This window comes from Pseudomonas sp. FW507-12TSA, from assembly GCF_058781435.1.
Map to the genome: position 1 here is coordinate 61,838 of NZ_JBYSWT010000019.1, position 14,158 is coordinate 75,995.

Below are 14,158 nucleotides of genomic sequence, written 5' to 3' on the forward strand. Positions count from 1 at the left end.
GCAGACGCGTCACAGGGAAGTTGAAGCATGCAAACAGCCGCACATCACACCGGCGCTGGAATTTTCGCTGAGCTTGAGGCACTGGCGCGTCGCCTGTTGGCCAGCCAGCTGGACGAGTTGGGGCTTGCCCGCGCCGAGGACCTCAAGCGCCTTGGCGCGAATGTCCCGGATTACCTGCGGCCCTGGCTGGAGGAAAGCCTTGAGTATGTGGCCGGGGTCGAGCGCGGCCCGGCCCAGGCGCTGTGGCAGCAATGGCAGGAGCAGTTGCCGCGCTGGAGCCGCGAACCTGAACTGGTGGCCAGGGCGCGTCTGCTCGATGCCTGCCTCAAAGGCTTGCCGGCGCTGCTGCGCGGGGAGCTGAGCGCGCCACGGATCCTCTTCCCCGAGGGGACGATGAGCCTGGTGGAGGGCGTCTACAAGAACAACCAGCTGTGCGATTACTTCAACCAGGTGCTGATCGCCGCGGCGCTGGCCTATATCGAAACCCGCCCGGAGCCGGCCGAGCCGTTGCGGATCCTGGAGATTGGCGCCGGTACGGGCGGCGCCACGGCGGGCCTGCTGGCGGCCCTGGCGCCCTGGCACGCGCAGATCGCCGAGTACTGCTACACCGATCTGTCCCAGGTCTTCCTGCAGCATGGCGCCGAACAGTTCGGCGCGGCCAACCCTTTCCTGCGGACCCGGTTGTTCGACGTGTCCCGGCCTTGCGCCGAGCAGGGCATGGAGGTCGATCGCTATCACCTGGTGGTGGCGAGCAACGTGTTGCACGCCACCGTCGATATCCGCCAGACCCTGCGCAACGCCAAGGCGCTGTTGCGCAAGGGCGGCTTGCTGCTGCTCAACGAAATCAGCCAGGCCTCGCTGTTCACCCATCTGAGCTTCGGCCTGCTCGAAGGCTGGTGGCTCTACCGCGATGCGGCCTTGCGCATTCCCGGTTGCCCCGGCCTGTCGCCGGCTGGCTGGCAGGCGGTGCTGGAGCAGGAAGGTTTCGGCCCGGTGCTGTTCCCGGCTCGCGAAGCCCACGACCAGGGCCAGCAGATCATCCTGGCCCAGAGCGACGGCATCGTCCGCCAGCCCCAGGGCGGGCCAGCGCCTGCCCCCAAGCACGAACCTGCACCGCTACCTGCGCCAATGGCGCAGCCGGCCGTTGCCGGTGACTGGTGGCAGCAGGTCGCCGGGTTCCTGCGCGACCTGGTCGGCACGACCCTGAAAATCCCCGCCGCCAAGCTCAGCCTGACCCGGCCGCTGGAAGACTATGGCCTGGACTCGATCCTGGTAGTGCGCCTGACCCATGCCTTCAGCGCGCATTTTTCCGCCGTCGACAGCGCGGTGTTCTTTGAAGTGCCGACCCTGGCGGCGCTGACCGACCACTTCATCCTGCATCGAGGCCCCGAGCTCGAGGCGTTGCTGGGGTCATCCGAGCAGGTACGGCCCGACGCCGGCGCGCCATCCAGCGTTACGCCGGCGATACCCGCAGGCGCGGCAGCCGGTATCGCCATCATCGGCCTTGACGGGCGCTACCCCGGGGCCCGATGCATGGATGAGCTGTGGCACAACCTGGCCACCGGGCACTGCGCCATCGGCGAGATTCCACGCACACGCTGGGACTGGCGGTGTTACTTCGCCTCGGAAAAAGGCACCCCCGGGCATCTATACACCCGCTGGGGCGGCTTCATCGAGGGTATCGACCAGTTCGATCCGGGGTTCTTCCGCATCTCGCGCACCGAAGCTGAACGCATGGACCCGCAGGAGCGGTTGTTCCTGGAGGTGGCCTACCATAGCATCGAGGACGCGGGCTACAACCCGGCGACCCTGCATCGCCAGGGCGAGGTCGGGGTGTTCGTCGGGGTCATGAACGGCAGCTACAACCCCATCAGCAACTACTGGTCGATCGCCAATCGGGTGTCTTACCAGCTGGACCTGCAGGGGCCCAGCCTGGTGGTGGACAGCGCGTGCTCGTCGTCGTTGACGGCGATCGACCTGGCGGTCCAAAGCCTGCTCGGCGGACGCTGCGAGGTGGCCATCGCCGGTGGCGTCAACCTGATCGTCAATGCCCGGCATTACCTTGGCCTATGCGAAATGATGATGCTCTCGTCCGGCGACCAGTGCCGTGCCTTCGGCAATGAGGCCGATGGCTTCGTCGATGCCGAGGGCGTCGGCGCCGTGGTGCTCAAGCCCCTGGCCCGAGCGCTCGCCGACGGCGACCGGATCTACGGGGTGATTCGCGGCAGCGCCACCAATGCCGGCGGCAAGACCAACGGCTATACCGTACCCAGCGCCACGGCGCAGCAGCGGGTGCTGGAAAAGGCCCTGGCGCAAGCGGACCTGGACCCCAGTCGGCTCAGCTATATCGAGGCCCATGGCACCGGCACCGCGCTGGGCGATCCGATCGAGATCAGCGGATTGAACCGGGTCCTGGCCAAGCAGGCGGGCATGCAATGCGCCATAGGCTCGATCAAGAGCAATATCGGCCACTGCGAAAGCGCCGCCGGCATCGCCGGGCTGAGCAAGGTGCTGCTGCAACTCAAGCACCGCCAGCTGGCGCCGTCGCTGCATGCCGCGCAGCCCAATCCACGGATCGATTTCCACGAGACCCCACTGCGCCTGCAGCAGCGCCTGGCACCCTGGACGGCCAATGGCGCGACGCGCATCGCCGCGATCTCGTCGTTCGGGGCCGGTGGCGCCAATGCCTCGTTGATCGTCGAAGAGCATCTGGCCCAGGTGGACTTGCGGCCGGCCATGCCCGGCCCCTGGTTGATCCCGCTGTCGGCCAGGGATCCCCAACGCCTGGCGGAGTCGGCGACGCGGCTGCTGGGTTTGCTGGCCGGTGAAGGAGCCGCGGACCTGGCCCTGGCCGACCTGGCGTGGACCCTGCAGACCGGGCGCGAAGCCCTGGCCGAGCGCCTGGCGCTGACAGTGGCGTCATTGGCGCAACTCCAGCAAGGCCTGGAGCAGTGGCTGGCCGGTACGGTGCAGGGCCACGTATTCCAGGGCCAGTGCGATCCCTACGGGCCGCCGGCCGCCGACGCGCCATTGCCGGAACAGGCGCGGCTGGAGCAACTGGCGGCCGCCTGGGTGCTGGGTGCCAGCGTGGACTGGCCACGGCTCTACGGCGATGACACCCATCGGCGGCCCAGGCGCATCAGCCTGCCGGGTTATCCCTTCGCCCGAGACAGCTACTGGCTTCCTGGCCTGGCCCAACCACCAGCCCCTGGGGGACCGGTCGAGACGCCGACGGCGGCGGACCTCGACGATTGCTGCTACCTGCCACGCTGGGAGGTCCAGGCAGCCGCGCAACCGGCGCCGGAGCCAGGCCCCGGAGCGGTGTTGCTGGTGACCCTGGGCCAGGCCGGTAGTATCAGCGAAGCCTTGCAGACGGCATTGCACGCGCATTACCAGGACCGCCGCCGGTTGTTGCGGATTGATTGCGAGCAGGGCGCGTCTGCCGAACTGACACCGGGTCACTGGCGCTGCGATGCTGGCGACCCGGCAGCCCTGGTCGACACCTTGGCGACGCTGGGGCCGCTGGCGCAGATCCTGGTGAGCGTCGCGCCACAAGCGGCCGACCTGTCGCTGGCAGAGCTGGCCGACAGCCTGCAGCACCATGAGCTGCCGCTGTTGCGCCTGTTCAAGGCCCTGGGCCAGCAGGCTGGCGAGCACGTCATCGATTGCTTCCTGTTGTCGTTCGCTCGCCACGACTTCGCCGGCTCGACGCCCTCGGGCAATCCCGTGGGGGCGGGTAGCACCGGCCTGGGTTATGCGATGGCCCAGGGTGAGTACCGGGTGCGCCTGCGCCAGCTGGACCTGGACCCCGCCGACCTCGAAGAGCCGGCCAGCCGGCAGCGACTGCTGGCGCAGATCCTGGCCGAACCTGCCGCATTGCGCGGCGAGCCGGTCAAGCTGGCCGTCGGCGAACGCTTCGTCCAGCAACTGTGGCCGCTGGTGCTGCCGCCACCGTCCGGCACCAGCCCCTCGGCCCTGCGGCAGGATGGGGTGTACCTGATTCTCGGCGGCAGTGGAGTGATCGGCCAGGTGCTCAGTCGGCAGCTGGTCGAGCATTACCAGGCCCGGGTGGTCTGGCTGGGCCGGCAACCCGCGGACAGCGAACCGGTGCGCCAGCGCCTGGCGGCCCAATCGCTGCGTGGACGGGTCGACTACCTGCAGGTCGATGCAACGGACCTGGCGCAGTTGCAGCGGGCCGTGGCCCAGGTCACCCAGCGCTACGGACGGATCAATGGCGCGGTGTTCTCGGCTATGGTCTTCGACTTCGAGAACAGCATCCGCCACACCAGCGAAGAGCAGTTCCATGACATTCTCCAGGTCAAGAGCCGCGGCAGCCTGAATTTCTACCAGGCCCTGGCGGGGCAGCCGCTGGACTTTCTCTGCTACTTCTCGTCCGGGCAAGGCTTTGCCTTTTCCGGTGCGGCGAAGCTGTCCGCCTACGCCTGTGGCATCACCTTCGCCGATGCTTGCGCCGCCAGGATCGCGGCCACCGCCAGTTTTCCGGTGGGGGTGATCAACTGGGGGTTCTGGCGTGCTTCGCTCCAAGCGCAGCCGATCAGCGAGCACCTGGACGCCCTCGAGGATGCCGAAGGGTTTGCCTGCTTCAGCCACTTCGTCGGGCACTTGGCCAGCGGCTCGCTGCCTCGCTTGGTGTGCCTCAAGGCATCGCCCGCGGTACGCCAGTTGATGGCGGTGCCCGAGGGCCGGCAGTTGCGTTTCGAGCCTGGCGAGCTGCTGCCGGCCGCCGCCCCGTCGGTCGAGTTGCCAGTGGCCGAACACCAACGCCTGCAAGGGATATTCGAGCCACGGATACTCGATCAGTCCATCGCCGTGCTGTTGTTGGTCCAGTTGCAGACCCTGGGGATCTTCGTGACCAGCGACGCCCATGACGCCGAACACTGGCGCCAGCGCGCCGGGATTGGCGAGCGCTACCGGCGCTGGTGGCAGGAATGCCTGGCGATCCTGGTGGAACAGGGTCACCTGCGCCGGCAGGGCGCGACATTCGCCGTGGCCACCCCCATCGCCCGGAACCGCCGTGAGGCGATCCTGGCCGCCTGGAAGGACCAGCGCGACCGATATCTGGCGGACCCCGAGCGGCAGGCCCAGGTGACGCTGATCGACGATTGCCTGCTGCACCTGCCACGCATCCTGACCGGGCAGCTCCAGGCCACGGACCTGCTGTTCCCGGACGGTTCGATGGACAAGGTCGAGGGCATCTACAAACACAACAGCCTTGCGGACTTTTTCAACCGGCAACTGGCCGTCCAGGTCTGTGCCCACATCCAGCGGCTGGCCGAAGCCGAGCCCGGCCGGGCGCTGCGCATCCTCGAAGTGGGCGCCGGCACCGGCGGCACCACCGCCGCCTTGCTGGCAGCGTTGGAACCCTGGGCCGGGCACATCGGCGAGTACTGCTACAGCGACCTGTCCCGGGCCTTCCTGCACCATGGCCAGGCCAGCTTCGCCCAGGGGCGGCCCTACTTCACCACGCGCATCCTGGACATCAGCCAGGGCCACGACAGCGTCCCGGCCTATGACGTCATCGTCGCCACCAATGTGCTGCACGCCACCGGCGACATGCGCCGCACCCTGGGGCGGGTCCGCTCGCTGTTGCGCAATGGCGGCCTGCTGGCGTTGAACGAACTGAACCGCAAGACCTGCGCCGCTACCGTCACCTTCGGTTTGCTCGATGGCTGGTGGCTGTACGACGACCCGGCATTGCGCATCCCCGGTTCACCGTTGATCGCCGAGCGAACCTGGCTGCAGCTGCTGTGCAGCAGCGGTTTCGAACGGGCCCTGGCGCACATCCCGCCGGCCATCGCCCTGGGACAGCAGATCATCACCGCCCATGGCGACGCCCTGGCGTCGCCAGTCGTCGCGCTGCAACAACCGGCCGCGCCCGCACCCGACAAGGAGTCCAGCGTGAACCAGCCACCTGCCAGCGCCACCACCCCCTGCACCGATGTTCCAGGCAGGTTGCGGCAACTGATCGTCCAGGCCCTGGCCAGGACCCTGAAGGCCGAAGAGCAGGGCATCGCCCTGAATACGCCATTCTCCGACTACGGCGTGGACTCGATCCTCGGCGTCGGGTTCCTCAAGCACCTGGGCAGCCAACTGGGAATCACGCTCAACAGCGCGATCCTGTTCGAGCAGGCCACGGTGGCCAAGTTGCAGGCCTACTTGCTGCAGGCCCATGGCGCGCCGATCGCCGCGGCCCTGGCCGGTACCGCGGCCAGTGTCCAGGACCCGCCAGCGTCCCGGTTGCCGGACAACCCGGTCGTGGCCGCCGCGCTGGCGGGTACGGTTCCCGGCGGCACCACGCAGGGCCGTCCGGGGCCGATCGCGGTGATCGGCATGGCCGGGCAGTTCCCCGGCGCCGACAACGTCGAGCAGCTATGGGCCAACCTGCTGGCCGGTTACGACAGCGTGCAGGAGCTGGGGCCGGACTATCTGCGGCCCGAGGCCTACAGCACGGATGGCCGGCCGGGCACCAGCCGTTGCAAGCGCGCCGGCATCCTCAAGGACCGCGATTGCTTCGATCCATTGTTCTTCAGCCTCACTCCCCATGAGGCGGAGTCGATGACGCCCCACCAGCGACTGGTGCTGGAAGAAAGCTGGAAGGCGCTGGAGGATGCCGGCTACGACCCTCGGACCCTGGCGGGCCAGGCAGTGAGCCTGTATGTCGGCGCCGAACCGGGGGGCTACCAGCACGACTCCTTTACCGGCGGATCCGAGGCCATCATCGCTTCGCGGCTGTCCTACTGCCTGGATCTCAGGGGACCGGCGATGGTGGTCAACACCGGCTGCTCGTCCTCGGCGGTGGCGATCCACCAAGCCTGCGAAAGCCTGCGCCACGGCGAAAGCCGCATGGCGCTGGCCGGCGGCGTATATGCGTTGCTGGACCAGCGTGGGCTGGTCAGCCTGTCGGCCATCGACATGCTCAGCCCCAGCGGCCAATGCCATGCGTTCGATGCGGCTGCCGATGGCACCGTGATCTCCGAGGGCGTGGCCATGGTGGTACTCAAGCGCCTGGAAGACGCCGAGGCCGACGGCGACCCGATCCATGGGGTCATCGAAGCGTCCGGGATCAATCAGGATGGCCTGAGCAACGGCATCACCGCGCCCAATGGCGAAGCGCAGGAGCAACTGTTGCGTGATACCTGGCACAAGTTCGCCATCGACCCGGAACAAATCAGCTATGTCGAGGCCCATGGCACCGGCACCCGGCTGGGAGACCCGGTGGAGGCCAACGCGCTGATCCGCGCCTTCCGCTCGTTCACCGAGGCCCGGGGCTATTGCGTGCTGGGCAGCGCCAAGGCCAACCTGGGCCACGCCGCGGCGGCGGCCGGAGTCATCGGCCTGGTCAAGGTCCTGCTGTCGATCCGCCAGCGCACGTTGCCGGCGATGCCCGGTTTCACCTGCCTGAATCCACTGATCGAACTGGAACATTCGCCGTTCTACATCAACCGCCAGGCTCAGGACTGGCAAGCCAGCGGTGGCACTCGCTTGCTCGCCGCGCTCAATTCCTTCGGCCATAGCGGCACCAACGCCCACCTGGTGGTCGGCGAATATCAAGGGCAGCCGCTAGATGCCCCGGGCCAGGCGCCGGAAACTGTCGGCCGGCTCGTGCCACTCTCGGCCAAGACCCTCGATAGCCTGCGTGACAACGCCAGGGCCCTGGGGCAGTGGCTGGAGCACAACGACGTGCCGCTCCAACACCTGGCCTTCACCTTGCAAACCGCCCGGGAACCCATGCCCGTGAGGGCGCTGGTGGTCGCCGAGGATGCCGGGCAATTACGCGCGCGGCTGCTGCGCCTGGCCGACGGCGAAACACCGGAGCTCAGCGGCGACCACGACCCCCTGGCCAGCCAGTGGCTGGCCGGAGCGCAGGTCGATTGGGCGGGGTTGTGGCCGGCCGGTTCGGCCAGGCGCATTCACCTGCCGACCTATCAATTCGCCAAGGAGCGCTACTGGATCGAGCAGGTGCCCGTGTCTGCCGCCGAGCCGGCCCGGTCGTCGACGCCGGAGCTTGCGCCGGCGACCGGGCTGTTCCTTGCTCGCCCGGTGTGGCAGGAACCCCTGGGCACGAGCCTCGATGCCGGGGCCGGGAGCCATCGGCGCTTGCTGTTGTGGGTCGGCTTCGACCCGGCACAACTGGCGCAGTTGCAGGAGCTGGCCCGCGTTGGCGGTGCCGGGGTCCAGGCGCAAGTGCTGGCCTGCGACAAGAGCACTCCGGGAGCCTGCTACCAACAGCTGGCCGTTGCTTTGTTGCGGTGCGTGCAAGGGTTGAAGGAGCGGGTCCAGATAGAGCTGATGATCGCCGAACGGACCCCGGAACAGGGGCTTTACGCAGGCCTGGAGGGGCTGTTGAAAACGGCCTGCCTGGAGCAGCCATTGCTTAGCGCCAGGTGCCTGCTGCTGCGGGTGGACGCCGGCCAACCACTGCCGGCGGCGCAGTTGGCGCGCTTGACCAGCCTGTGGGGGGAGCGCCGCCAGCGCGCCAGCTCGGTGCTGCAACGGATTGCAGCGCAGGGCGAGCACCAGGAACTGCAATGGCAGGAACTGGCGGACGACGGTGCTGCCAATCGCGGCGGCGTGCATGTGCCCTGGAAGGATCGCGGGGTCTACTTGATCACTGGCGGTGCCGGTGGCCTGGGGCTGATCTTCGCCCGGGCGATTGCCGAGCAATGCCGCGAGACCACCTTGATCCTGGTCGGGCGCTCGACCCTGGACGAGGCGCGCCAGGCGCAGTTGCAGGCCATTGGCCGGCTGGGCGCCACGGTGGTCTACCAGGCGCTGGACCTGACCGATGCCCAGGCCCTGGAGCGCCTGGTCGGAAGGATTCGCGCCGACCACGGCGGGCTCGATGGGGTACTGCATGCCGCCGGGATCAACCGGGACCGCTTGCTGGCCCAGAAAACACCCCAGGACCTGGTCGAGGTATTCGCCGCCAAGGTATTGGGCACGGAACTGCTCGACCATGCCTGCCGCCAGCTGTATCTGGATTTCTTCGTGTTGTTCTCGTCCTGTTCGGCGGTGCTCGGCAGCATCGGCCAGGCCGATTACGCCGCTGCCAACGGCTTCATCGACCATTTCGCCGCGTGGCGTAACCAGCGGGTCGAGCAGGGTTTGCGTTTCGGCCAGACCCTGGCGCTCGCCTATCCGTTGTGGCGCGACGGTGGCATGCGCATCAGCGCCGCTGACCAGGCGCATATTCGCCAGCACAGCGGCATGGTGCCCATGCAGTCGTTGCAGGGGATCCAGGCCTTGCAGCTGGGCTTGGGCGCGGGCCTTGAACGGCTGCTGGTGATCGAGGGCGACCTGGCGCGCATTCGCGGGCACTTCGCCGCCACCGAACCTGGGGTAAGCGAGCCGGAGCAGGGCTCGATGGCACCCGCTGGCGACTCCACGCAGCTTGACGAAGCGATCCTGGACCGGCTCAAGGCGGTGTTCTGCGCTGTCACCAAGTTGCCGGCCAGTCGGGTCGAAACCCTGGCACCGCTGGAGCGATACGGCATCGACTCGATCATGATCATCCGGCTCAACCGGGCGCTGGAGGAGGTGTTCTCGACGCTGACCCAGTTGCCCCCGGCGGAGCGCCTGCTGTCCAAGACGCTGTTTTTCGAATACCCCAACCTGCAGGCGCTGGCCGCCTACCTGGTGGCCGAGCACCCACGCGCTTGCCTGCTGTGGAGCGGCCTGGGCGCCCAGCCGGCCGGCCAGGCGCCTGCCCAGGCGGCAGCGCCAGCCGCGCCGCTGGACACCGTCGAGCCCATCGCCATCATCGGTATCAGCGGTCGCTACCCCCAGGCGGCCAACCTCGAACAATACTGGGAGAACCTCAAGGCCGGGTGCGACAGCATCACCGAGATCCCCGCGCAGCGCTGGCCACTCGAGGACTTCTATGTCGACTCGGTCGCCGAGGCCCTGAAGCTGGGCCGCAGCTACAGCAAGTGGGGCGGGTTCATCGACGGCTTCGCCGAGTTCGACCCGCTGTTCTTCAATATCTCGCCGCGCGAGGCGCTGAACATGGACCCGCAGGAACGGCTGTTCCTGCAGTCCTGCTGGCAAACCCTGGAAGACGCCGGGATCACCCGGGCCGACCTGGCCAGGCAGTACCAGGGCAAGGTCGGGGTCTTCGCCGGGATCACCAAGACCGGTTATGGCCTCTATGGCCCCGAGTTGCGTGCCCGGGGCCAGCTGATCTTTCCGCGTACCTCGTTCAGTTCCACTGCCAACCGGGTGTCCTATGTGCTGGATCTCAACGGCCCGAGCGAACCGGTGGACACCATGTGCTCGTCGTCGCTGAGCGCCCTGCACCGGGCCTGCCAGAGCCTGCGTCGCGGTGAATGCCGGATGGCCCTGGCCGGTGGTGTCAACCTGTACCTGCACCCGTCCAACTACGTCGAGCTCAGCGCCGGGCAGATGCTCTCCAGGGACGGCCGCTGCCGCAGCTTCGGCGAGGGCGGCAATGGCTTCGTGCCGGGCGAGGGCGTCGGCACGGTGCTGCTCAAGCCCTTGTCCCAGGCCCTGGCTGATCGCGACAACATCCACGGGTTGATCCGCGCCGTGGCGGTCAACCACGGCGGCAAGACCAACGGCTACACCGTGCCCAACCCCCAGGCCCAGGCCCGGGTGATCCGCCAGGCCATCGCAGAGGCCGGGCTCGATGCCCGCCAGATCAGCTATATCGAAGCCCATGGCACCGGCACCGAGCTGGGCGACCCGATCGAGGTGAGCGGCCTGGTCCAGGCCTTCGCCCCCGATGGCGTGGAGCCTGGCCGCTGCGCCCTGGGTTCGGTGAAAGCCAACATCGGTCACCTGGAAGGTGCCGCCGGCATCGCCGGGTTGAGCAAGGTGCTCCTGCAGTTCAAGCACAAGCAATTGGTACCGAGCCTGCACGCGGCGACGCTCAATCCCAACCTGCACCTGGAAACCACGCCGTTCCACCTGCAGCAGCGGCTCGCCGACTGGCAGCCGGCCGATGGCGGGCGGCGTATCGCCGGGGTCTCGTCCTTCGGGGCCGGAGGCGCCAATGCCCATGTGCTGCTGCAGGAGCATGCCGAGTACCGCGAGCTGCCCAGCGCTGGGGCGGTCGAGGTGATCCTGCTCTCGGCCCGGGACCCGGAGCGCCTGCGCGACTATGCACAGGCGCTGCTGGCCTACCTGGAGGCGCGTCCGGCGCTGGCGGGCGGCGAACTGGCGAACCTGGCGTACACCTTGCAGCAGGGGCGGGAAACGATGGCCGTGCGACTTGGCCTGATCGTCGATTCGCCTGCGGCGCTGACCATGGCCTTGCGCGCCTTCATCGACGACGGCGCGGCCCCGCCGGGGGCATATGGCGCCGACCTGCGCGGCAAGCGCGCGGCCGCCGAGCTCCCGGCCGAGCTTGGTGATGCCCCGGGCGCGCCCCTGGCGCAATCCTTGCTGGCGGCCTGGACCCGTGGCGAGGCCGTCGACTGGTCGCAGTTGCAGGTCGGGCGTGAAGGGTCGCCGCCGTATCGGATCAGCCTGCCGGTCTATCCCTTCGCCCGGGAGTCCTACTGGCTGCCGAGCCTGGAGCCGGTGCCCGGCGCCGAGGCCGCAACGGCGCCCAGCGGATTGCCGCTAGCGACCAGCATTGACCACCTGAGCTACCTGGCCCGCTGGCAGGCCGATGACCAGGACGATCAGGCGCAGATTGCCGAGCGGGCGATTGCCGGGCACCGCTGCGTGCTGATCGTCGCCGATGCCAGCAACCGGCCCATGGTCGAAGCACTTGCCGCCCAGTACCTGCTCGGCGCCGGCTTCGCCACCGACGGTGGCCGGGTGATTCGCCTGGAACCCGGCCAGCGCACGACCTGCCTGGCCCCGGACCACTGGGAACTGGACGTGGACGATCCGCAAGCACTGGAGCAGTGCCCGGGTACCCGGGCGCCCATCGACTGCCTGTACTTTTTCGGCGGCCATGCCGAGCCCAGCCACTGGCAGGCGCAACTGGACAGTCCGAAGGCCAACGAGATCCTCCTGTTGCGCCTGGGAAAATGGCTCAAGCAACACAGCCCTTGCCCGTTCATCGACAGCTATATCATCAGCCAGGACAACTTCGCCATCGGCACCGGGTCGGTGAACGCCGTGGGGGGCGGGCTGACGGGCATGGCCTATGCCATGGCCCAGGGCGAGCATCGGTTTCGCGTGCGCAACCTGGATGTCGATCATCGCGAGTTGCTCGATTCCCGGAGCCGGTCGCGCTTGCTGCGCCAGATCCAGGGCGAGGCCGGGCTGGCCCGGGGCGAGGTGGTGGGGTTGCGCGATGGCGTGCGTTATCGCCAGCGCATCTTCAACCTGGGCTGGCAACCCCAGGGGCAACCGGCCGACGGCCACTTCAGCACGCCGGCGCTCAAGCGAGGCGGGGTCTATGTGATTCTCGGCGGCGCTGGCACCGTGGGTTCGATCATCAGTCGCCATCTGCTGGCCGATTACCAGGCCCGGGTGATCTGGCTCGGGCGCCGCGCCGTGGACGATCCCCGGGTGCAAAGCCGGCTTGCCCACTGCCGGCAGCAGGTTCCCGGCCTGGCCGCGCCGGCGCAGTTGCACTACCTCCAAGCCGACACCAACGATCCGGCAGCGCTGCACGGCGCCGTGGCTGAGATCAAGCAGCGCTACGGGGCGATCAATGGAGCGATCTTCTCCGCGGTGGTGTTCAGCCATGAAGATCCACTGACGCGTATCCCCGAGCCGCAGTTCGAGGCGATCCTGGCAGTGAAGAGCCGGGGCGCCATCGAGTTCTACCGGGCGCTGGCCGATGAGCCGCTGGACTTCATGTGCTACTTCTCGTCCGGGCAGAGCTTTGCCTTTTCCGGCGCTGCGCGCCTGGGCGCCTATGCCGCCGGCATCACCTTCGGCGATGCCCTGGTGCGCAGCCTGGGACAGCAGGCCGGGTTCCCGGTGGGGGCTATCCACTGGGGGTTCTGGCTGGCTTCCCTGGCCGAGCAACAGGAGGCCGATCCGGCGGCGCAACCCATGAGTCGCCACGCCGCGGCCCTGGAGGACCGCGAGGGCTTCCTGTGTTTCGCCCGCTTCATCGACGCCCTGAGCCGTGGCCAGCTGGAGCAGGTACTGTGCATGGCGGCTTCGGCGCCGGTCCGCCAATTGATGCAGTTGCAACCCGCACGGGTGGTCCTTGGCCAGGATGCGGCACAGGGGAGCGAGATTGGCTTGGAGCCCTATCGCCTGGCTGCCCGGCCGTTGCTTGCGGCCCACGACCCGTTGCCCTTCGATGCCGCCCTGGCGGCCATGACATTGGCCCAATTGCGCCGCCTGGGCGTGTTCTTGCAGCCGGGACAGTTCGATGAGTGCGATGCCCTGCGCCAGTTCGCGGGTATCGGCGAGCACTATGGCCGCTGGTGGACCACCAGCCTGCAGTGGTTGCAGCAGCATGGGCTGATCGAACAGCGGGGGAGCCAGGCCGCCCTGGCTGCCCAGGCGCCCGTGGAACAGCTGGAGCAATCCTGGGACCGGCTCAGGGACTCGTTGCTCGCCGAGCCCCAGCGCAAGGCCCAGGTGCAGTTGGTGGACGCTTGCCTGCGGCAGTTGCCGGCGATACTCGCCGGTCGCACCCAGGCCACCGATGTGCTGTTTCCCAACGGTTCGATGAGCAAGGTCGAGGGGGTATACCGCGACAACGCCTTGTCCGACTACTTCAACCAGGTGGTGACCGCAGTGGTGCGACAGCATCTGGAAATGCTGCCTGCCAGCACAGCGCAGCGACCGCTGCGGATCCTCGAGATCGGCGCCGGCACCGGGGGCACCAGTTCCATCGTGCTGCCGGCGCTGCAACCCTGGCGCGAGCGCATCGCCGAGTACTGCTACACCGACATTTCCCAAGCGTTCTTGCTGTACGCCAGGAAAACCTATGGCCCGGACCATCCTTTTCTCAGCTACCAGGTGTGGAACGTCGAGCAGCCGCCACACACCCAGGGGCTGGAGGAGGGCGGCTATGACATCGTCATCGCCGCCAATGTGTTGCACGCCACCAGCAACATCCGCCGGACCGTGGCCCATGCCGCGTCCTTGCTGCGCGGCGGTGGGATCCTGGTGCTGAACGAAATCAGCCAGCAATCGCTGTTCTCCCACCTGACCTTCGGCCTGCTCAAGGGCTGGTGGCTGTACGAAGATCCGC

Annotated in this window: 1 protein-coding gene (only partly in view); it reads left to right on the forward strand. The window is 68.0% G+C overall.

Annotated features, from left to right (window positions below):
* The first annotated feature begins 27 nt into the window (after positions 1 to 27).
* On the forward strand, positions 28 to 14,158 hold the 5' portion of the coding sequence (locus tag AC3WK8_RS18830) for an SDR family NAD(P)-dependent oxidoreductase (protein WP_103325488.1). The gene runs 659 nt beyond the window's last position; 14,131 of the gene's 14,790 nt are visible here — the first part of the coding sequence; the start codon lies at positions 28 to 30; its stop codon lies beyond the right edge, outside the window.